This is a genomic window from Novosphingobium sp. MMS21-SN21R (genome assembly GCF_031846015.1).
Lineage (GTDB): Bacteria > Pseudomonadota > Alphaproteobacteria > Sphingomonadales > Sphingomonadaceae > Novosphingobium.
In genome coordinates this window covers 1,595,240-1,615,715 of record NZ_JAVRDU010000001.1, presented here as the reverse complement: position 1 = coordinate 1,615,715, position 20,476 = coordinate 1,595,240, and the positions used below count along the sequence as shown (strand labels likewise).

The 20,476-nt window shown below is 62.9% G+C and carries 18 protein-coding genes; 9 read left to right on the top strand and 9 right to left on the bottom strand.

The window, feature by feature from the left end; all coding sequences use genetic code 11:
• Positions 1-67: 67 nt before the first annotated feature.
• The gene (locus RM192_RS07815) at positions 68-487 is read left to right on the top strand and encodes a GFA family protein (RefSeq protein WP_311506976.1); all 420 of its coding nucleotides are present in this window, start codon (positions 68-70) and stop codon (positions 485-487) included.
• On the opposite strand, the gene RM192_RS07810 is transcribed toward RM192_RS07815, so the two are convergent.
• Entirely contained in the window at positions 488-1,387 is a 900-nt protein-coding gene (locus tag RM192_RS07810) for a L,D-transpeptidase family protein (protein ID WP_311506975.1), read from the bottom strand.
• 137 nt (positions 1,388-1,524) lie between these two features.
• Between RM192_RS07810 and RM192_RS07805 the strand changes: the two genes are divergently transcribed.
• Together RM192_RS07805 and RM192_RS07800 are read left to right on the top strand one after the other, a co-directional pair.
• Positions 1,525-2,706, top strand: a complete 1,182-nt coding sequence (locus RM192_RS07805) for a VWA domain-containing protein (protein WP_311506974.1) — start codon at positions 1,525-1,527, stop codon at positions 2,704-2,706.
• A 119-nt stretch (positions 2,707-2,825) separates the two neighbouring features.
• Entirely contained in the window at positions 2,826-3,917 is a 1,092-nt protein-coding gene (locus tag RM192_RS07800; RefSeq protein WP_311506973.1) for an AI-2E family transporter, read from the top strand.
• Positions 3,918-4,151: 234 nt separating this feature from the next.
• Here the strand turns inward: RM192_RS07800 and RM192_RS07795 are convergent, their stop codons facing one another.
• Together RM192_RS07795 and RM192_RS07790 are read right to left on the bottom strand one after the other, a co-directional pair.
• The gene (locus RM192_RS07795; protein ID WP_311506972.1) at positions 4,152-5,372 is read right to left on the bottom strand and encodes a DUF1343 domain-containing protein; all 1,221 of its coding nucleotides are present in this window, start codon (positions 5,370-5,372) and stop codon (positions 4,152-4,154) included.
• Positions 5,369-5,911: a DOMON-like domain-containing protein gene (locus RM192_RS07790; protein ID WP_311506971.1), complete on the bottom strand. Its 543-nt coding sequence runs from the start codon at positions 5,909-5,911 to the stop codon at positions 5,369-5,371. The genes RM192_RS07795 and RM192_RS07790 overlap by 4 nt, the downstream gene beginning before the upstream one ends.
• A gap of 47 nt (positions 5,912-5,958) precedes the next feature.
• Between RM192_RS07790 and tyrS the strand changes: the two genes are divergently transcribed.
• From tyrS to RM192_RS07765, 5 genes are all read left to right on the top strand, one after another.
• Entirely contained in the window at positions 5,959-7,188 is a 1,230-nt protein-coding gene (gene tyrS / locus RM192_RS07785) for a tyrosine--tRNA ligase (protein ID WP_311506970.1), read from the top strand.
• A gap of 128 nt (positions 7,189-7,316) precedes the next feature.
• Positions 7,317-7,652, top strand: coding sequence for a PilZ domain-containing protein (locus RM192_RS07780; RefSeq protein ID WP_311506969.1), 336 nt, complete (start codon positions 7,317-7,319; stop codon positions 7,650-7,652).
• A 107-nt stretch (positions 7,653-7,759) separates the two neighbouring features.
• A complete protein-coding gene (locus RM192_RS07775) occupies positions 7,760-9,025 on the top strand; it encodes an MFS transporter (RefSeq protein WP_311506968.1) in 1,266 nt (421 codons plus the stop codon).
• A gap of 34 nt (positions 9,026-9,059) precedes the next feature.
• Positions 9,060-9,977 carry a cysteine synthase A gene (cysK, locus tag RM192_RS07770; RefSeq protein ID WP_311506967.1) on the top strand — a complete coding sequence of 306 codons (918 nt, stop codon included), beginning with the start codon at positions 9,060-9,062 and terminating at the stop codon, positions 9,975-9,977.
• 6 nt (positions 9,978-9,983) lie between these two features.
• Complete coding sequence (locus RM192_RS07765; protein WP_311506966.1) at positions 9,984-10,688, top strand: dienelactone hydrolase family protein; 705 nt, start codon at positions 9,984-9,986, stop codon at positions 10,686-10,688.
• Between the two features lie 37 nt (positions 10,689-10,725).
• On the opposite strand, the gene RM192_RS07760 is transcribed toward RM192_RS07765, so the two are convergent.
• The 4 genes from RM192_RS07760 to RM192_RS07745 form a co-directional block, all read right to left on the bottom strand.
• The gene (locus tag RM192_RS07760) at positions 10,726-12,528 is read right to left on the bottom strand and encodes an acyl-CoA dehydrogenase C-terminal domain-containing protein (protein WP_311506965.1); all 1,803 of its coding nucleotides are present in this window, start codon (positions 12,526-12,528) and stop codon (positions 10,726-10,728) included.
• Positions 12,529-12,534: 6 nt separating this feature from the next.
• Positions 12,535-13,005 (bottom strand): MerR family DNA-binding transcriptional regulator, encoded by a 471-nt coding sequence (locus tag RM192_RS07755; RefSeq protein WP_311506964.1) that lies wholly within the window; start codon positions 13,003-13,005, stop codon positions 12,535-12,537.
• 31 nt (positions 13,006-13,036) lie between these two features.
• Complete coding sequence (gene hisI, locus RM192_RS07750; protein WP_409233798.1) at positions 13,037-13,372, bottom strand: phosphoribosyl-AMP cyclohydrolase; 336 nt, start codon at positions 13,370-13,372, stop codon at positions 13,037-13,039.
• Between the two features lie 430 nt (positions 13,373-13,802).
• Positions 13,803-14,570: a ComF family protein gene (locus tag RM192_RS07745; protein WP_311506963.1), complete on the bottom strand. Its 768-nt coding sequence runs from the start codon at positions 14,568-14,570 to the stop codon at positions 13,803-13,805.
• A gap of 126 nt (positions 14,571-14,696) precedes the next feature.
• On the opposite strand from RM192_RS07745, the gene RM192_RS07740 reads away from it, so the two are divergent.
• A complete protein-coding gene (locus RM192_RS07740; RefSeq protein WP_409233797.1) occupies positions 14,697-15,428 on the top strand; it encodes a methyltransferase domain-containing protein in 732 nt (243 codons plus the stop codon).
• A 4-nt stretch (positions 15,429-15,432) separates the two neighbouring features.
• Here the strand turns inward: RM192_RS07740 and ppdK are convergent, their stop codons facing one another.
• Together ppdK and glyS are read right to left on the bottom strand one after the other, a co-directional pair.
• Entirely contained in the window at positions 15,433-18,096 is a 2,664-nt protein-coding gene (gene ppdK / locus RM192_RS07735; RefSeq protein ID WP_311506961.1) for a pyruvate, phosphate dikinase, read from the bottom strand.
• A gap of 63 nt (positions 18,097-18,159) precedes the next feature.
• Positions 18,160-20,427, bottom strand: a complete 2,268-nt coding sequence (gene glyS, locus RM192_RS07730) for a glycine--tRNA ligase subunit beta (RefSeq protein WP_311506960.1) — start codon at positions 20,425-20,427, stop codon at positions 18,160-18,162.
• Positions 20,428-20,476 lie beyond the last annotated feature (49 nt).

Below are 20,476 nucleotides of genomic sequence, written 5' to 3'. Positions count from 1 at the left end.
TCTCCGAGTGGACGCACCATAGGCAATTGTTCGTGCACCTAACAATACCCAATCGGAGTTTGCATTGATGGCCTACACCGGACGCTGCGCTTGCGCGGCAGTAACCCTTGAAATCACTGGAGAATCCGTCGGCACGCGCCAGTGTTGGTGCCGCCAGTGCCAGACCATTGCTGCAGGCGGGCCGACGCACAACGCCATCTTCCCGGCCGAATCCGTCGCCATCGCAGGCACCCTCGCCTCCAGCACATGGACGGCAGCCAGCGGCAACACGCTTACCTTCCACTTCTGCCCGTCGTGCGGCACGCAAGTCTATGCGCAAAGCTCGGCCCGCCCGCACCTCAAGACCGTGCGCTTTGGCGTGCTCGACCAACCGCACACGCTCGTCCCGCAAGTCGTGATCTGGACCGCCGACGCCCCGCACTGGGCACAAATCAACCCGGCTCTCGAAAGCTGGCCACAGCAGCCGCCTGCGCCGCCGCCTGCGTGATCAGGTGACGTTGAAGCAGTCCTGCCCGGCGCGTCTGAGCGAGGCGCAATAGGCATAAGCACCGGGTGCACTTGCGCGCAGGCGATAAAACCGCCGCGCGCCGACGACAGCCGGGACCACAGATTTGCGGAACGCCCCCAGTTCAGGATGGGCAGAGACAAGGTCCAGCCAGTGCGCCTCGGCCTCGGCAGGCGACATCGCGGCGGCAAGCTGGATGGTCTGCCCCGGTCCAGCCAGTACTGGCGGCGCAGCGGCTGCCGCAACCGTAACCCGCGGCGGCACTTGCATTCCCGGAATCACCGGGGGCGGTGCCTGGGTATCCAGCGCCAGCGTCAGCGCGCCCTGATCGCTGCGCAGCGGTTCATTCGTCACCACAACCGTCGTCGCATCGGCCCGCGTCAAGGAAAACAGCGCGCGCGCAAAACTGTATGGCAACCGGATGCAGCCATGCGAGGCGGGATAGCCCGGCAACCGTCCCGCGTGGATCGCAATTCCGCGCCACGTCAGCCGCTGCATATAGGGCATCGGCGCGTTGCTGTAGATGTTCGAGCGGTGGAACGCCTTCTTCTGCAGGATCGGGAACACCCCCGCCGGTGTGCCATGGCCGCGCTTGCCGGTGGACACGGGCGAGGAATCCCACAGCGCGCCATCCTTGAACACATACATCCGCTGCGAGGCCTTGCTGACCACGATCAGCACGCCAGAGCGCACGACATCGTCAACGGTTGGCGGCGTTTTCACCACCAGCTTGGGCACTGCAATCTGCAACAGCGGCACTTGCGTAACCACATCTTGCGCCTGCGCACGCTCGGCACGGCCCAGCCAACCGCCCGGCACGACCGCGATTCCCAGCACCAGCACTGCCGAAATGAAGGCCACCGCGCCTGCAAGCCGCTTCATGGGTAATTCCTCTTAACCATGTTTGGTGGTGAATAGACTGCCGGGGATTGCACTCAACCGCTTTTTGGGCCGGTCCGGGCCTTGTCCAACCCGCTTTCACAGCTTAACCCCTCGCTTAAGCCAAAGGAGCGGCACCGGTGTTTTTCAATTTCGTCGACGAACTGCGCGCGGCCGGCATTCCGGCCAGCTTCAAGGAGCATCTCGTGCTTCTGGAAGCTCTGGAAAAGGACGTGATCGAGCAGACGCCCGAGGCGTTCTATTACCTGTCTCGCGCCACCTTCGTGAAGGACGAAGGCCTGCTCGACCGTTTCGACCAGGTGTTCAACAAGGTCTTCAAGGGCATCCTCACCGACTATGGCCAGCGCCCGGTCGATATCCCCGAGGACTGGCTCAAGGCCATCGCCGAGAAGTTCCTTTCCGAAGAGGAAATGGAAAAGATCAAGGCGCTGGGCAGCTGGGACGAGATCATGGAGACGCTCAAGAAGCGGCTCGAAGAGCAGGAAGCGCGCCACCAGGGCGGCAACAAGTGGATCGGAACCGGCGGCACCAGCCCGTTCGGCAACGGCGGTTACAATCCCGAAGGCGTGCGCATTGGCGGCGAGTCCAAGCACAAACGCGCGATCAAGGTCTGGGAAAAACGGGAATTCCAGAACCTAGACAACACCAAGGAACTCGGCACCCGCAACATCAAGATCGCGCTGCGCCGTCTGCGCCGTTTCGCGCGCGAGGGTGCGGCTGACGAACTCGATCTGAACGGCACGATCGAAGGCACCGCCCGGCAGGGCTGGCTCGACATCAAGATGCGCCCGGAAAAGCGCAATGCGGTCAAACTGCTTCTGTTTCTCGACATCGGCGGATCAATGGACCCGTTCGTCCGGTTGGTGGAAGAGCTGTTCAGCGCCGCCACCGCCGAATTCAAGAACATGGAATTCTTCTACTTCCACAATTGCCTCTACGAAGGCGTGTGGAAGGACAACAAGCGCCGCTGGACGGACCGCACCAATACCTGGGACATCCTCCACAAGTTCGGCCATGACTACAAGGTCGTGTTCGTCGGAGACGCGGCGATGAGCCCCTATGAAATCAGCCATCCCGGCGGCAGCGTCGAACACTTCAACGAGGAAGCAGGCGCCGTGTGGATGCACCGCGTGGCGCAGACCTACCCCGCCACCGTCTGGCTCAATCCCGTGCCCGAAAAGCAGTGGGCCTATTCGCAATCCACCAAGATGCTCAAGGACTTGCTCGGCGGATCGATGTATCCGCTGACCCTCGAAGGCCTCGACGGCGCGATGCGCGAGCTCACTCGCAAAAAGCATTGAGCGCCGGATTTCGCGTGGTTCCGGGATCAAATGACAGAGCTGGGGATTTGTGCGAATTCACGCAGCGATGACATGTGCGGCAGCGCTTCCGGAGGTCCGGGGCTGCTCAGGGAGGGACAATGATCGATAGACAGCGGGTGGAGAACGGCGGCCTGATCCTGCTGCTGGCGCTGGTGACCATTGGGCTGGCGCTGGTCGTTTCGAGCTTTGCCAGCGCCATGCTCTGGGCAGCGCTGGCGGCAGTCCTGTTCCAGCCGCTGTACCGACGCCTGCTTGAGCGCTGGCCCGGACGGCGCAATCTTGCTGCCGCGATGACCCTGCTGATCATCACTTTCGCGGTCATCATCCCTGCCTTCATCATTGGCAGTCTGGTGATCGAGCAGGCCAGCGGTGTCTATGGCCAGATGCGCAGTGGCCAGATCAATTTCGCGCAATATTTCCAGCAGGTGCACAACGCCCTGCCCGACCGGCTGCAGAACCTGCTCGGCAACGCAGGCCTCGGCACGTTCGAGCGCGTGCAGCTAAAAGTCTCCGCCGCCCTGTCCGAAAGCGCCAGCATGTTGACCCAGCGCGCGCTGGCCATCGGCGCCAACGCCGCTGCTTTCCTGCTGGCGTTTGGCGTAGGGCTCTATGTCACCTTCTTCCTCGTGCGGGACGGGGACGAACTGGGATCGAAAATCGTCAGAGCCCTGCCCCTTGAACAATCGGTCGCCGAACGAATTTCAACCGGCTTTGTCACCGTCGTCCGCGCCACGCTGAAGGGATCCGGGCTGGTCGCCCTCGCACAAGGCGCTCTCGGCGCGATCACCTTCTGGATCGTCGGACTTCCCGCCGCCCTGCTCTGGGGCATGCTCATGGCCATTGCGGCGCTGCTTCCCGCCATCGGCCCGGCGATCATCTGGGGGCCGGTCGCGATCTACCTCTTCGCCATTGGTGCTTTCTGGCAGGGCGTGGTCGTCATCGCGTCTGGCGTGATCGTGATCGGCCTCGCCGACAATATCCTGCGCCCGATGCTGGTCGGCCGCGATGCAGGAATCCCCGATTGGCTCGTTCTGGTCACCACCCTCGGCGGCATCGAGCTCCTCGGCCTCAGCGGCATCGTCGTCGGCCCGCTGGCTGGCGCGCTGTTCATCACCAGCTGGCAAGTCCTGACCGAACAGCGGTTGGGGGGTGAAAGTCAGCTATCGCAAAACGAGCCGACACCGCCATAAGTGACACGCACGTCACGTATATGCAAAAACCACTTTCCTACACGAAAGCGGAATCATAGCCTCCTGCCCAGCTCCTTGAATGCGTTAAAACCGTGGCCGTGCAGCGTTTCTCCGCTGCGGAAACCACCATTCACACCCGAAAAGGCTTAGCCTTACCGGCCTCTGACAACGCCCTCTAGACACTGTAAACTGTGTAAACCTTGTCAGGGAAACCGCGCTCAACCTGAACGGAGATCAGTAGAGCAGGAATCGCTCGCGTTCCTGCACCCAAGCCGCCTCATCCGGTCCGGCCACCGAATCGAGATCGCCGGCCACGCTCCCCGCATCATCCACCCATTCGCGTAAAGCAGGCCCACCGTTGATCACATCGATCGCCAGTTTGTCGAACACGTACTCGTAAGGAAAATCGCGCCACAGGGCGTAGTCGGGATAGAGCCTGCGGATCGCCTTGAACGCCAGCGCCTGCAAGCGCCATGGGCGGAAGGCGTGATGGTCGTAAAACGCGCCCTCGGCGTGAATCATCAATCCGTTGCAAAGCGTCTTGGCGTGCTTGTGGAAGGTCGGTTCGAACCAGCATTCGCGGATCGCGCAGCCTTCCATCCACTTAGGCGCAAAGCTGCGCATTTCGGCAAGCACAGCCTTGGCATCGATGTCAGGCGCGCCGAACAGCACTTCGAGCGGGCGCGTGGTACCGCGCCCTTCGGACACGGTCGCGCCCTCGATCATCACCGTTCCGGCATAGGCGCGCGCCATGTTGAGGCTGGCAGCGTTGGGCGAAGGGTTTATCCAGATGCGATTCTCCGGCCAGCCAAAGCCCGGCCCTGCCTCAGGCTGCCAGCCCTCCATCGCAATCACGCGGTAGTCCACGTCCAGCCCGAACTGCGCGATGAACCAGTGGCCCATCTCGCCCAGCGTCATCCCGTGCCGCATCGGCATCGGCCCTGCTCCGACAAAGCTTTCCCAGCCAGGCAGCAGCGTGGTCCCTTCCACCGGACGGCCCGCCGGATTGGGCCGGTCGAGCACCCACACCGCCTTGCCGGTGCCGCCATTTCTGTTGGCCTCAGAGGCGGCTTCAAGGAGATAGAGCAGCGTGGTGACGAAGGTATATATCCGGCAACCCAGATCCTGCAGGTCGAACAGGAACATATCCGCGCTGTCCATCATCCGCGCCGTCGGGCGGCGGACCTCGCCATAGAGGCTGAACACCGGGATGCCATAGGTCGGATCAAGCTCGTCCGCCGTCTCGACCATGTTGTCTTGCTTGTCGCCCTTCAACCCATGTTGGGGACCGAAGGCGGACGAAAGCGTGATGCCGGGGCAAGCCGCCAGCGCGTCGAGCGAATGGACCAGCCCCTCGGTCACCGAAGCAGGATGGGCAACGAGGGCAACGCGCTTGCCTTCGAGCGGTTTGCGCAGGGCGGGGTCGGCCAGCAGCCGGTCGATACCGAATTTCATGGCGCTGTCGGTGCCGCAAGCCGCGCGGCGAAGCAAGTCTCGCTGTGGAAATCCGGACGGCCTTCCGGGTGAGCGATGGCCCAGTACGATTTGCGGCCGTCCTCCTCCTCGATCACAGCACTGAGCCCGTAAGCCCAAGGCAAAGGCGGCAGCGCGGACGCGGGAATGGCGGCATCGAAGATCAGCACCGACTGCCCTCTGCGCGGCGTGGACACCGGATCGCGCGGGACCTGGCGCTCGGCCATACCCTCCCGGTACGCGGTGAAGTCATAGGCTGCCCAGCGTTGCGACGGCGACAGGTTGAACTCGGCATAACCTGCGCCGCCATCAGGCTGCACAAACAGTTCGAAGCACGTCGTCTGCCACAGCCCGTCCGCCCTGCCCTTGCCAGCGAACGGGGGCACGACAAGTTGGCCCGCCCCCTCGATCCGCCAGCGCAAGGTCAACCAGTGCGCATCAAGCCCAAGGATACGCGCCTGAACCGACGTGATGGCCAGCGGCGGGTTCGCAGGGTGAGGGGCAAGCTCATACGTTTCCAAGCGCAAGACTCCGTGCTAGGCGCGCCGCCACAGGAAAGAAGGCACCGATGACCCAGTACCAGTCCACCCTCCTCCGCCTGCTCGACGAGCGCGGCTACATCCACCAGCTTACCGATGCCGCAGGGCTCGACAAGCTGGCCAGCGAGGGCGTGGTGCCGGGCTATATCGGGTTCGATGCAACCGCGCCATCGCTGCATGTTGGCAGCCTGGTGCAGATCATGATGCTGCGGCGCCTGCAGCAGGCGGGCCACAAGCCGGTTGTGCTGATGGGCGGCGGCACCACGCGGATCGGTGATCCGACCGGGCGCGACGAAAGCCGCAAGATGCTTTCCGACCAGACGATCGAGGACAACATCACATCGATCCGCCAGGTCTTTGCCAAGCTGCTGAAGTTCGGTGATGGACCGACTGATGCGATCATGGTCAACAACCACGATTGGCTGGGCAAACTCGGCTATATCGAACTGCTTCAGGAAGTGGGCACGCACTTCACGGTCAACCGCATGCTGACGTTCGATTCGGTCAAGTTGCGGCTCGACCGCGAACAGCCGATGACGTTCCTCGAATTCAATTACATGATCCTTCAGGGCTACGATTTCCGCCATCTCAACAAGGCGATGGACGTCCGCTTGCAGATGGGCGGCTCGGATCAATGGGGCAACATCATCAACGGCATCGAGCTGACCCGCCGCAAGGACGGGCGCGAAGTGTTCGGTCTTACGACCCCGCTGCTGACCACCGCTGATGGCAAGAAGATGGGCAAGAGCGCCGCAGGCGCTGTCTGGCTTAACGAGGATGCCCTGCCCGCCTGGGACTTCTGGCAATACTGGCGCAACACCGATGACCGCGACGTCGGCAAGTTCCTGCGACTGTTCACCGACCTGCCGCTCGATGAAATCGCGCGGCTCGAATCGCTCGAAGGCAGCGACATCAACAGCGCCAAGATCGTGCTGGCCAACGAAGTGACAAAGTTGGTGCGCGGGGAAGAGGCCGCCAAAGCGGCCGAAGCGACCGCCGCGGCGACCTTTGCTGGCGGGGGACTCGGGCAGGATCTCCCGACTTTCGTTGTGTCGGAAGTTGGGATCGGCATTGTCGATGCGCTGGTCGGACTTGGATTTGCGGCAAGCCGTGGTGAGGCCAAACGGCTGGTCGCAGGTGGCGGTGCCCGTGTGGATGGGGTGGCAGTGACCGATGAGGGTTACCGCATCACATTGGAAGGAAACGAAATTCGTGTTTCTTCCGGCAAGAAGAAGCACGGCATCCTCCGCCGCGCCTGAAACAAGTTGCGCGTTCTTTAACGGCAATTGCTTGCCACTTCCGGCAAGCAATTGCCGGAACTTTACCAAATATTCGCCAATTCGGACCTAGTGCTGTGGCTTCCACACCGGACGCTACAGGAGGAACGATGCGCGGCGGAGCACAGCTTTCAGTCACCGACATGCGTCGCTCGACTCGTCATCCGGTCAATCTCCCGGTCATTGGCGAACATCGCGCGCGCGGCGACATTCTGCTGAAACTGTCCAATGTGTCGACAACGGGCTTCATGGCCGAAGGCGTGGAAGGCCTTGGGCGCGGCGAGCGCGTGACTATCAGGCTGCCCCAGATTGGCCGGATCGAGGCTTTTCTGGTGTGGGCCGATGGCGACCGCGCCGGATTCCAGTTCGAGCGGATCGTGCGGCTTGATGACTTTGCCAAATTGATCAAGGCGCTTCAGCCCAATCTCAAAACCCGCAGCAACTGACCCGGCAGTGGGCCTCGAAGCCGGGGCCTCCCAAATTTTGCTTTCTTGGCAACTGGTGACACGGCTGGCATTGCCTCCGGGTGAATGAACCAGCTTCGACCGGGACCATGCCGGCATCACCACTTGCCATTCCGGACTACCGGCGTTTCTGGATCGCCCGGTTCTTCTCGGTCGTAGCCACGTCGGGCATGGTGGTCATTCTTGGCTACCAGCTCTATGATCTGGCCCGCAGCGATTATGGCATGTCGATCACGCAAGCGGCGTTTCAACTAGGCCTGCTCGGGCTAGCACAGTTCCTGCCGCTGTTCCTGTTGACGCCAGTCGCCGGTGTCGTGGCCGACCGGTTTGACCGGCGGTCCGTGGCTGGATTCTCGCTCTGCATCGACCTCTGCGTCGCCCTGACCCTCGCGATTGTCACGCAGCTTGGACAGTTGACGCTGCCTCTGCTGTTCGGTCTGGCAGCCTTGCACGGCACCGCCCGAGTCTTCATCGGACCCGCGCTTTCTTCAATAGCGCCCAACATCGTGCCTGCCGAGTTGATGCCGAAAGCCGTCGCGATCAATTCGATGGCGTGGCAGACTGGTTCGGTCGGCGGCCCGGCCATTGCCGGGCTGCTGTTTGCAGGCCATCCCTCACTGCCTTACTGGACATCGACGGCGCTGCTGGTGCTGGCGGCGTTCTGCATATTTGGCATTCGCCGCCTGCCCCCGCCGGCAGGCAGCCGAGACACGCATCCTGTACGGCAGATCCGCGAGGGCTTGTCGTTTGTCTGGAATGACCGCTTTCTGCTGGGCTGTGTAACGCTGGACCTCTTTGCCGTCCTGCTGGGAGGTGCGACCGCCCTGCTCCCGGTTTTCGCGCGCGACATCCTGCTCGTGAACGGTCAGCCGGTTGGCGCGGACGGCCTCGGCATCATGCGCGCCATGCCCGGCCTCGGCGCAGCGCTCGTCGCAATCGTCCTCACGCGCAGGCCCATCGCCAGCAATGTCGGGATCAAGATGCTGCTGGGCGTGGCCGTCTATGGCGCTTTCACCATCGGCTTCGGCCTTTCGCACAACTACTATCTGTCGTTGCTGCTGCTGGCCGGTATCGGCGCGAGCGACATGGTGTCGGTATTCATCCGCAACACGCTGGTCCAGCTTCACACCCCGGACGCCGTACGCGGACGAGTATCCTCAATCTCCGGCCTGGCCATTTCGGCATCGAACGAACTGGGCGAAATGCAATCCGGCCTTGCCGCTGCGTTGCTGGGTGCGGTTGGTGCAGTCGTCTTCGGCGGTGTGGGCGCGATTGCGGTGACCGCGATTTGGTTTGTGCTGTTCCCGGAACTGAAGAATGCGCGATCCTTTGCAGCGCGATACAGATCGTCCTAGAGTTTCCCCAATTCACCAGAAGGAGCCAAGCGAAATGAAAGCGGAATCCATTCTTGCCACCATCGGCAACACCCCGCACGTTCGCCTGTCCCGCCTGTTTCCCGACCACGAGGTATGGGTGAAGAGCGAACGCGCCAATCCGGGCGGTTCGATCAAGGACAGGATCGGTCTCGCCATGATCGAGGCCGCCGAAGCCGACGGCAGCCTCAAGCCGGGCGGCACGATCATCGAGCCGACGTCAGGCAACACCGGGATCGGCCTGGCCATGGTCGCCGCCGTGAAGGGCTACAAGCTCGTCCTCGTGATGCCCGAATCGATGTCGCTCGAACGCCGCCGCCTGATGCTCGCCTATGGCGCTTCCTTCGATCTTACCCCGCGCGAAAAGGGCATGAAGGGCGCCATCGAGCGCGCGAAGGAGCTGGTCGAGCAGACCGAAGGCGCGTGGATGCCGCAGCAATTCGACAATCCGGCGAATGTTGCCGTCCATGTCCGCACGACCGCGCAGGAAATTCTCAAGGACTTCGCCAACGATCCGATCGACGTGCTGATCACCGGCGTCGGCACCGGCGGCCACCTGACAGGGTGCGCCGAGGAATTGAAGCGCCACTGGCCGACACTGAAGGCCTATGCGGTCGAGCCGACGCTGTCGCCAGTGATCTCGGGCGGACAGCCTGCGCCCCACCCGATTCAGGGTATTGGCGCCGGGTTCATTCCGGGCAACCTGCACACCCAGTCGATCGACGGCGCGATTCAGGTCGACCCGGCGGACGCCAAGGAAATGGCGCGCTTGTGTGCGTCCAGGGAAGGGATGCTTGTGGGCATTTCGTCGGGCGCTACGCTCGCCGCAATTGCCCAGAAGCTGCCGAGCCTGCCCGCTGGCAGCCGCGTGCTCGGCTTCAATTATGATACGGGCGAACGCTACCTTTCAGTCCCCGACTTCCTGCCGGAGTGAGCGCAGATGCCGGTTGAGCAGGTCGATTACGCAGACGGCGAGGTAGCCCTGACCGGCTTCCTCGTCCGGCCCCAGAGCAAACCAAGGGCCGCGGTTCTGGTGATGCCGACAATTGCCAACTGCAACACGCCGATGATCCGCCGTGCGCACATGCTGGCGCAGGCGGGGTGTCTGGCGATGGTTGCGGACTTCTACGGCGTGCAAGTGCGCGATTTTGACCACGCGCGCGAATTGGCCGGACCGCTGCGCGCCACCCCTGAGGGGTATCGCGAGCGGTTGCGTGCGGGCCTGGATGTCCTGACCGGACTTGCCGAAGCCCAGGGGCTTCGAGTGGCCGTCATTGGTTATTGCATGGGCGGGCAAGCCGCGCTTGAACTGGCGCGAGACGGCGCGGACATCGTCCTCGCCGCCAGCTTCCATGGCCTGCTCGATACGGCCAAACCCGCTGAGCCGGGGGCGGTCAAGGCGCGACTGCTTGTCTGCCATGGCGACGCCGACCCGATGGTGCCACGCTCGCAAGTCATGGCATTCTGGGAAGAAATGGACGCCGCCGGAGCCGATTGGCACTTCCACAGCTATAGCGGGGTGCGCCACGGCTTTACCGATCCAGGCAGCGATGCGCGTGGGCTAGCCGCGATTGGCTACGACGAAAGTGCTGATCGCCAAAGCTGGGCCGCACTCATGGAACTGCTCGACGAAGTTCTCGGCTGACAGGCGGGCAGGCCATCACCAGCCCGCCTGTCACTATTCAGGCAATCGCCATTTGCTCGGGCGTGAGCGCCATGATTGATTCACAACCGGCCTCGACCTGACGGCGCAGCGCGCCAGCCTCGGTGGTGTAGCGCGTGGCCCAGTGGCGGGCGCAGGCGAGCTTGGCTTCGTAAAAGGCCGGGTCCTCGGCACCTGCGGCGATTGCCGCGCTTGCGACCTTCGCCATGCGCAGCCACATCAGGCCGAGCGAGACGATCCCGGTCAGCGTCATGTACGGATAGGCGCCTGCGCCGAGATTGTTCGGGTTGGCCATGGCGTTCTGCATGAACCACATCGTCGCCGCCTTCATTTCGCCCGCGGCCTTGCCCAGCCGTTCGGCGACGAGCTTGACAGTTTCATCGGCGCTGTCTTCGGCACACTCGCCATCGATCAGGGCGAACAGGCGCTGCACCGCGCGGCCGCCATTGAGCGCCAGCTTGCGCCCGGCAAGGTCCATCGCCTGCACGCCGTTGGCACCTTCATAGATCATCGCAATACGGGCATCGCGCACGAACTGATCCATGCCATTCTCGGCGATGTAGCCGTGCCCGCCCCAGATCTGCTGCATGTCGGTGGCGGTCTTGTAGCCCATGTCGGTCCCATAGCCCTTGATCACCGGGGTGAGCAGGCTGATGAGATCATCCGCTTCCTGGCGGTCGGCTTCGGTCGCGCCCTTGTGTGTCAGGTCGACCTGCAGCGCGCCCCACAGACACAGCGCCCGCATACCTTCGATGAAGGTCTTGGCATCCATCAACATGCGGCGCACATCGGGGTGAACAATGAGCGGATCGGCGCGTTCCTGAGGCTCTGCCGGTCCCGTGAGCGCACGCCCCTGACGCCGGTCGAGCGCGTAGGCAAGACCGTTCTGATAAGAGACTTCCGCCTGAGCCAAGCCCTGCATGCCGACACCAAGGCGGGCGGCGTTCATCATGATGAACATGGCTGCAAGGCCCTTGTTTTCCTCACCGACGATCCAGCCCTTCGCACCGTCGTAGTTCATCACGCAAGTCGCATTGCCGTGAATGCCCATCTTCTCTTCGATCGATCCGACCGACACCGCATTGCGCTCACCCAGCGAGCCATCTGCGCTCACGAGGAACTTCGGCACGATGAACAGCGAGATGCCTTTGCTCGATTCCGGGGCGCCGGGCGTCTTGGCCAGAACAAGGTGGATGATGTTCTCTGTCAGATCCTGATCACCCGCCGAGATGAAGATCTTGGTGCCGGTGATCGCATAGGAGCCATCCGCATTCGGCACCGCACGGGTACGGATCAGGCCGAGGTCTGTGCCACAGTGCGGCTCGGTCAGGTTCATGGTGCCGAGCCATTCGCCGCTCACCATCTTGGGCAGGTAAGTCGCCTGCTGCTCGGGCGAGCCCTTCTCGCGGATGGCGGAAATCGCGCCATTTGCAAGGCCGGGGTACATCGCAAAGGCCTGATTGGCGGTGGCGAGATACTTCTCCATGATGAAGCCCATCACGTGCGGCAGGCCCTGCCCGCCAAACTGTTCGGGCGCGGACAATGTGCCCCAACCGCCTTCGACGTATTGGCGATAGGCTTCCTTGAAGCCGGCCGGCGTGGTCACGCTTCCGTCGGCGTGGCGCGTACAGCCTTCCTTGTCACCGGACAGGTTGAGCGGTGCGATCACTTCGGACACGAAGCGGCCGGCTTCCTCGATGATCGCGTCGGTCATGTCTTGGGTCGCACTCTCGAAGCCCGGCAGATTGCCATACGTTTCGAGGCGCAGCAGTTCGTTGACGACAAAGCGGGTGTCGCGCGTTGGCGCGTTGTAAATCGGCATCGGGTCCTATCCCTTGTTGTTTGCTTCGGGCGCACGGCCTTCGGCCCGCTCCCGCTTGATGACGAGGTCGACGAAGCTGGTGAGTTCTTCGATGGTCGCGTTGATATCGGCCTGCTGGCGCCGCAAGTGCTCGATCCGCTCCCGGCACTTGGCGATGGTTACGCGGCGTTGTTCGGCGCGACCATCACCCATATCGTAGAGGTCGATCATGTCGCGAATTTCGCCGAGGCTGAATCCGACATTCTTGGCACGCATTATCCATGCGAGACGCGCGCGGTCACGCTTGGAATATATGCGTGAAAGCCCCACCCTTGTGGGCGCGATCAGGCCTTCGTCCTCGTAGAAACGCAAGGCCCGGGCGGTGACGCCGAATTCGCCCGAAAGGTCCGAGATCGTAAACTGGTCACGCTTGAGCGCATCGGGTTGCTCAAGGTGCCCGGTATGGTCGCGAGTCGCTGCAGCTTGTTCCTGTGACATGCAGCCAAGTTAACTGCCCTTTACGTAAGCGTCAACCTTCGATCCGTTCCAGCGAACCCTCAGCCGTCATGCGGCGATAGAAGCACGTGGGTGCCAGCGTGTGGCAGGCAGGGCCCGCCGCTTGCACGCGCAATTCAAGCGCATCCTGGTCACAATCCACGCGAATCTCGATCACGCGGAGCACGTGGCCCGAACTTTCGCCCTTCATCCACAGCTTTGCGCGCGACCGGGAGTGAAAGTGTGCGAAACCGGTTTCACGAGTCCTGGCGATGGCCTCGGCATCCATGTGTGCAAGCATCAGCAAAGCGCCGCTCACATGGTCGACGGCAACCGCCGTGACCAATCCATTGGCATCAAATTTCGGCATGAATTCAGCGCCCTGCTCGCGCAAAGCAGCCTGTGCTCCGGTATCCAATTTTGTATCGCCTTCCCGCCCCAACAAACCCCTCGGGACTTGTTGCATGATAACCACAATTCAGTCGCAAAATCCATGTTCCTGACACATGGGACTTCCCTCGTGCGCATGAATGAACGATTAAGTCCCCGTGGTTTGAGGGAACCGCAGACTGAACAGCCGCAAGGCATGGACGAAGCGCCAATGTTCAGGGAAACATATGAGGGGCCGGGAAATACCTCAGCAGCAGGCCGAAGCGGTCGCGCAGGGAATTCTCCGGTTGGTGAGGGAAAATGGCGAGGCAGTCGGGGGGCTGTCAATAGCGCGGAATTCGCGAACGCCCGCAGAAATTCGTCACGAGGACGCCCGGAGCCACTGGTTCCGGGCGTTTGCGTTTGGGCGTTCAACCCCCGATTGCAGCCTGCTCACGCAGACTGTCCAGCGCCTCGTCGAGGACGCGCGCGAAGCAGGCGATGCGCACACTCGCCGCACCCGCTTTGCGCAAGGCGACTATGCACGCATTGGTGGTCGCCCCGCTGGTCATGACATCGTCAACCAGCAGTACGTTTGCACCGCGTAATGTGCCGGACCTCGCAGGGTGCGGCACGATTGCTCCGGACAACATCCGCGCCCGCGCCTTCCGGTTCAAACCGCCAAGGGACGGCGTTGCCTTTCGCCGCACCAGTCCATCTACAACCAGTCGCTGGTCTGTAGAACGGGCAATGGCTTTGGCCAGCAGCGCGGACTGGTTGAAACCGCGTTTCAGAATGCGCCAGCGGTGCAGCGGCACCGGCACCACCAACCACGGCCCGTCCAAAACAGGCAGCCGCGCCGTGATCATCCGCGCCATCATCGGCGCAAGTCCGACGCGCCGCCCGTGCTTCAGCGCCAGAACCAGCGCGCGCGACGTTTCGTTGTAGAGCGTCGCCGCTGCGATCCCGGCGTGGCGCGGCGGATCAGTCATGCACGGCGCGCAGATGAGCTTGGCGGCGGCGTCACGCCCCTCGCCCAAGGGCCGTTGGCATAGGGAGCAACACACGCCCGATGGCACCGCCAGCTTCCCCCAGCAATCAAGACACATTCCGCCATGCTCGGCTACCGGGACGCCGCACAATGGGCAGCGCGGCGGAAAAACGAAGTCGATCACGGGGGCGATAACGTTGAGGCGCATGATGCTACCGTTGTCCGCGTCACGTCGGCCCTTGGCAAGTGAGCGGCGGACGGGCAATGCCCTGAAATGGCCACTTCGCCCCCGACTATTTTCGCGCCAAATCGGCGTAAAGCGATGCGCCGCCGCATGGCGCGCCTCCAAATGCAGCCCGGCGCCCCGCGCTACATTGCCGACGACATGGCCGATGATGTTCTCGAACGGCTATCCTTCCTGCGCCATGCCCCCGCACGCGCGCTGGTGATCGGGGATTGGTCCGGGGCGCTCGGATCAGCGCTTGGCGCAAGCGGCACCGCCGTCGATGCGCGCGATCCCGCTCTCGGCACGCACCCGCTCGATGAGGAAGCGCCTTTCCCGGCGAGCGGCGGCTACGACTTCATCGCAAGCCTTGGTACGCTCGATACGGTCAACGACCTGCCCGGCGCACTGGTCCATCTCCGCCGGGCGCTGGCCGATGACGGGTTAATGATCGCAAGCTTCATGGCGGCAGGCTCGCTACCCGCCTTGCGCGCGATCATGCTTGAAGCCGACGGTGACCGTCCTTCACCGCGCATCCACCCACAAGTCGATGTGCGTGCAGGCGGCCAGTTGCTCCAGCGTTGCGGCTTTGCCGACCCAGTGGTCGACAGCCATCATATCGACGTGCGGTTCAGTTCGTTCGAGCGGCTGATTGCCGACTTGCGCGCGCAAGGTCTTGGCAACTGCCTCGCAAGCTACGGAGCACCGCTGGGCAAAGCCGCCTTCGTCCGCGCCAAAGTCGCCTTCGAAGACCGCGCAGATACTGACGGTAAAGTTCTGGAAAGGTTTGAAGTTCTGACATTGAGCGGGTGGGCGAAACCACTTCGCCCACCCAAGTTCTGAAGCCTCAGCCCAGCGCCGCTTGCGCCGCTGCAAGGCGGGCGATCGGCACGCGATAGGGGCTGGCAGACACGTAATCGAGGCCCGTTTTCTCGCAGAACGCGATCGAGGCGGGATCGCCGCCGTGTTCGCCGCAGATGCCGAGCTTCAGGTCGGGCCGGGTCTTGCGCCCGCGTTCCGCCGCCAGTTCGACGAGCTGGCCGACGCCTTCGATATCGAGGCTGACAAACGGGTCACGCGGGTAGATGCCCTGCTCGACGTAAGGATTGAGGAAGCGCGAGGCGTCATCCCTCGAAACGCCCAGTGTTGTCTGCGTCAAGTCATTGGTTCCGAAAGAGAAGAATGTCGCTTCCTCGGCGATTTCACCCGCCATCAGCGCCGCGCGCGGCAACTCGATCATTGTGCCGACGAGATATTCGAGCGTGCGGCCCTTCTCGGCGAAGACCTCGAGCGCGACCCGGTCCACCAGCGCGCGCAGGATCTCGACCTCCTTGCGCGTGGCGACCAGCGGGATCATCACTTCGGGGATCGGGGCAAGGCCGGACTTGTCTGCGACGTCACAGGCCGCCTCGAAGATCGCGCGAGCCTGCATCTCGTAAATTTCCGGGAAGGTGATGCCAAGGCGGCAACCCCGGTGGCCGAGCATCGGGTTGAATTCATGCAATTCCCCGGCACGCCGCTTGAGATGCTCGACGCCAAGGCCCGTAGCTTCAGCAAGTTCGGCGAACTCTGCATCGGCGTGAGGCAGGAATTCATGCAGCGGCGGATCGAGCAGGCGGATCGTGACCGGCAGGCCCGCCATGACCTCGAAGATGGACTGGAAGTCGCTGCGCTGTTCGGGGAGCAGCTTGGCCAGCGCGGCGCGGCGGCCAGCTTCGTCTTCGGCCAGGATCATCTGGCGCACAGCGCTGATACGGCTGGCTTCGAAGAACATATGTTCGGTGCGGCACAGGCCGATGCCTTCGGCGCCGAACTGGCGGGCGACCTGGCAATCGAGCGGGGTTTCGGCGTTTGTGCGCACTTTCATGCGGCGGTGCTTGTCGGCCCAGACCATCAGTGTGCCGAAATCGCCAACCAGTTCCGGTTCGACCGTGGCGACCTTGCCCGCCATCACGTCGCCGTTTGAACCGTCGAGCGTGATCACATCGCCTTCGCTAATTTCGCGGGTGCCGATGCGCGCGGTCCTGTTCGCCATGTCGATCGACAGTGCCGATGCGCCCGAGACGCAAGGGCGCCCCATCCCGCGGGCAACAACCGCTGCGTGTGACGTCATGCCGCCACGCGCGGTCAGGATGCCCTTGGCGGCGTGCATGCCGTGGATGTCCTCGGGACTGGTTTCAACGCGGACAAGGATCACCGCTTCGCCGCGTTCGGCGCGGGCCTGGGCGGTATCGGAATCGAACACGACGATGCCCGATGCCGCGCCCGGCGATGCAGGCAGGCCCTTGGTCAGCACATCGCGGACGGCTTTGGGATCGAGCGTGGGGTGGAGCAACTGGTCGAGCGCCATCGGATCGATGCGGCGAATTGCGGTCGCCTCGTCGATCAGGCCCTCACCCACCATGTCCACTGCCATCTTGAGCGCGGCCTTGGCTGTGCGCTTGCCCGAGCGGGTCTGCAGCATCCACAGCTTGCCCTGCTCGACGGTAAACTCGATATCCTGCATGTCCCGGTAGTGCTTTTCGAGCAACTCGAACACGGCAGCCAGTTCGCCATAGGCACCCGGCATCGACTCTTCCATCGACAGCGGCTTGGCCCCTGCCCGCTCGCGCGCGGCCAGCGTCAGGTATTGCGGCGTGCGAATGCCTGCCACAACGTCCTCGCCCTGCGCATTGACCAGCCATTCGCCATAATAGGCTTTCTCGCCGGTCGCGGGATCGCGGGTGAAGGCAACGCCGGTGGCCGAGGTATCGCCCATGTTGCCGAAGACCATCGCCTGCACGTTGACCGCAGTGCCCCAGTCGGCCGGAATGTCGTTCAACCGGCGATAGACCTTGGCGCGGTCGCTCTCCCAGCTGTCAAACACGGCGCCAATCGCGCCCCACAGTTGTTCATGCACATCCTGCGGGAACGGGCGGCCGAGCTGCTCTTCGACAATCGCCTTGTATTCGCCGACGAGCGCCTGCCAATGTTCGGCACCCAATTCAACATCGTTGAAGAAACCATTGTCTTCCTTGACGATTTCTAGCGCATCCTCGAACCGGTGATGATCAAGGCCGAGCACCACATCGGAATACATCTGGACGAAGCGGCGGTAGCTGTCCCACGCAAAGCGCGGATCGCCCGAACCTGCGGCAAGGCCTTCGACTGTCAGATCATTCAGACCGAGGTTGAGCACAGTGTCCATCATGCCCGGCATCGAGACGCGCGCGCCCGAACGCACCGAAACGAGCAGCGGATTGACCGGATCGCCGAACACGCGGCCCGTCGCCTTTTCGACATGAGCAACGCCATCTGCAACGCCTGCGCGCAGGGCATCGTCAAAGGTCTTGCCACCGGCATTGTAAGCCGTGCAGACTTCGGTGGTGATAGTGAACCCTGGGGGGACTGGCAGACCGATCCCTGCCATCTCGGCCAGGTTCGATCCCTTGCCGCCGACAATCGTCTTGTCCTTGGCCCGCGCTTCGGTTGAAACTGCACCACCGCCGAAATGGAATACGTATGCGCTCATGCCTGAACGAGGCTCCCTGCGTGTGTCATTTTTGCCGGATACGGCCCGGATTCGGGCCGACCCTTACCCCTCGATGCGTGAGAAGTCCGCAACTTTGTGCACTGCAGCACGGAAGCGGTCAAGCAGCGCGAGGCGACTTGCACGTTTGCCCGCGTCCGCATCATTTACCGTCACGGATTCGAAAAATGCATCAATCGGCGCGCGCAGGCTTGCGAGCGCGGCCATGGCGGCGGTGAAGTCCTCGGCGGCAATGGCGCTATCAGCCAGTGGTTCGGCCACGTTGAGCGCATCGACCAGCGCCTGCTCAGCGGGTTCTCGCGCGTAATCCGCCTCAACCGGCGTGAATGCCTCCTTCTTGAGGATATTCGCCGCACGCTTGTAGCCCGCGAGGAGGTTAGTGCCGTCCTCGGTGGTGACAAAGGCCTGCAGCGCGTGGACGCGAGCGAGCAGGCGGACGAGATCATCCTCTCCGCCGAGTGCAAACACGGCGTCGATCAGGTCGTGGCGGACGCCCGCTTCGCGTTGCTGGACTTTGAGGCGGTCGGCGAAGAAAGCAATCAACGTGTTATAGCCGATTACCGCCTTGCGAGTAACCAAGCCTACCATCTCTACTGCCTGGTCCCCGATAGGTTCTCGCAAATCAGAAACAGCCTGCTTTATGGCCAATTTTGTAAGTGCCTCAGACAGGACTTGCTCATCCCTTCTGTTCTCAAGACCAAACCGTCCCGCGAGACCGACTGCCATCTCAAGGATTGTCAGGTCTCTAAGAGGTAAGCGGAGCGAACTGTTTTGAATAATCGAAAGCACGCCAATTGCTTGTCGACGAAGCGCGAATGGATCCTTCGACCCAGTAGGAGTTAGACCCTCAACAAAGAATTGGTTGAGGCTATCCAGCTTATCCGCCAGCGCCACAGCGACCGTTACCGGCGCGGTCGGCACGTCATCGCCCTGCCCGACCGGCTTGTAGTGATCGCGGATGGCGTCGGCTACGGCGGCGGGCAGGCCTTCGGCGCGGGCGTAATATCCGCCCATAAGGCCTTGGAGTTCGGGGAATTCTCCGACCATTTCGGTGACGAGATCGGCCTTGCACAGACGCGCGGCTAGTTCGGCCTGGTCGGCTAGTTGCTCCACACTTCCGTTCGCCTCGAGCGAAGTCGAGAGGCCGGGCGCGGTGTCTCGACTACGCTCGACACGAACGGAGGTTTGGGGCGTTACGATGCCCTCCTCCACCAGCCACCGCGCCAGCTTGGCTACGCGGTCGACCTTATCGGCCACGGTGCCCAGCTTCTCGTGGAACGTGATGCGCGCCAGCTTTTCGGCGTGGACCGAAAGCGGCTTCTTCTTGTCCTGCTCCCAGAAGAACCTCGCATCTGACAGACGCGCGGCGAGGACCTTGCGGTTGCCATCGACAATGGCCACGCCGTGGTCCTTGGCCTCAATGTTGGCGGTGCAGACAAACGCGTTGGCCAGCTTGCCCGCCGCATCACGGCAGATGAAATATTTCTGGTTTATCCGCGCAGTAAGCTGGATGACTTCAGGCGGAACCTCGAGAAAGCTTTCGTCAAATCGGCCCAGCAGCGGCGCGGGCCATTCGGTCAGGCCGGCGTTCTCGATCACCAGTCCTTCGTCCTCGACCAGCACCAGTTCCGCAGCTTCAGCCACGGCCTTGGCCTTGTCACGGATCAGCGCTTCGCGTTCGGCGTGGTCGACGATGACGTGGCAGGCGCGCAGCTTCTCGGCATAGTCGTGCGCACTGCCGATGGTGATCTCACCGGGGCAGTGGAAGCGGTGGCCGCGCGTGGCGTAGCCCGAATGGATGCCGCCGATCTCGCATTCGACGAGGTCTTCACCAAGGATCGCGACGATGCCTGACAGCGGGCGGACCCAGCGCAGGCTCTCGGTCGAGAGCGAGGCCGCGCCCCAGCGCTGGCTCTTCGGCCAAGGGAACGCGCGGATGATGGCGGGAATGGCTTCGGCGAGCACGTCCGCAGTCGCGCGGCCCGGCTTTTCGGTCACCGCGAACCAGACACCGTCGCGCTCGGTCAACTGGTCCTTGGTCAAGCCAGTCTTGCGCAGGAAGCCTTCAAGCGCCTGTTCAGGCGCGGAGGTCTTGGGGCCTTTGGTCTCTTCGGACACCGCCTTGGTCGCCATCGGCAGATCGCGCGCGATCAGGGCGAGGCGGCGCGGGGTGGACCAGACGGTCACCTCCCCCGCGTTCAGCCCGGCAGCGCTGAGTTCCCTCGCGAACAGCTTGGCCAGATCGGCGCGTGCGCCTGCCTGCATGCGCGCAGGAATTTCCTCGCAGCGCAGTTCCAGAAGGAAATCGGTCACGACAGTGAACTCCGTTCGCTTCGAGCGAAGTCGAGAAGTGGGGCGCGGC

Coding starts and splice junctions, on each gene's coding strand:
- hisI (WP_409233798.1), bottom strand. CDS start 13,372: ATGCCGAAATTTGATGCCAATGGATTGGTCACGGCGGTTGCCGTCGAC.
- RM192_RS07755 (WP_311506964.1), bottom strand. CDS start 13,005: ATGTCACAGGAACAAGCTGCAGCGACTCGCGACCATACCGGGCACCTT.
- RM192_RS07745 (WP_311506963.1), bottom strand. CDS start 14,570: ATGCGCCTCAACGTTATCGCCCCCGTGATCGACTTCGTTTTTCCGCCG.
- RM192_RS07800 (WP_311506973.1), top strand. CDS start 2,826: ATGATCGATAGACAGCGGGTGGAGAACGGCGGCCTGATCCTGCTGCTG.
- RM192_RS07740 (WP_409233797.1), top strand. CDS start 14,697: ATGGCGCGCCTCCAAATGCAGCCCGGCGCCCCGCGCTACATTGCCGAC.
- tyrS (WP_311506970.1), top strand. CDS start 5,959: ATGACCCAGTACCAGTCCACCCTCCTCCGCCTGCTCGACGAGCGCGGC.
- RM192_RS07810 (WP_311506975.1), bottom strand. CDS start 1,387: ATGAAGCGGCTTGCAGGCGCGGTGGCCTTCATTTCGGCAGTGCTGGTG.
- RM192_RS07815 (WP_311506976.1), top strand. CDS start 68: ATGGCCTACACCGGACGCTGCGCTTGCGCGGCAGTAACCCTTGAAATC.
- RM192_RS07775 (WP_311506968.1), top strand. CDS start 7,760: ATGCCGGCATCACCACTTGCCATTCCGGACTACCGGCGTTTCTGGATC.
- RM192_RS07780 (WP_311506969.1), top strand. CDS start 7,317: ATGCGCGGCGGAGCACAGCTTTCAGTCACCGACATGCGTCGCTCGACT.
- RM192_RS07795 (WP_311506972.1), bottom strand. CDS start 5,372: ATGAAATTCGGTATCGACCGGCTGCTGGCCGACCCCGCCCTGCGCAAA.
- cysK (WP_311506967.1), top strand. CDS start 9,060: ATGAAAGCGGAATCCATTCTTGCCACCATCGGCAACACCCCGCACGTT.
- RM192_RS07765 (WP_311506966.1), top strand. CDS start 9,984: ATGCCGGTTGAGCAGGTCGATTACGCAGACGGCGAGGTAGCCCTGACC.
- ppdK (WP_311506961.1), bottom strand. CDS start 18,096: ATGAGCGCATACGTATTCCATTTCGGCGGTGGTGCAGTTTCAACCGAA.
- RM192_RS07760 (WP_311506965.1), bottom strand. CDS start 12,528: ATGCCGATTTACAACGCGCCAACGCGCGACACCCGCTTTGTCGTCAAC.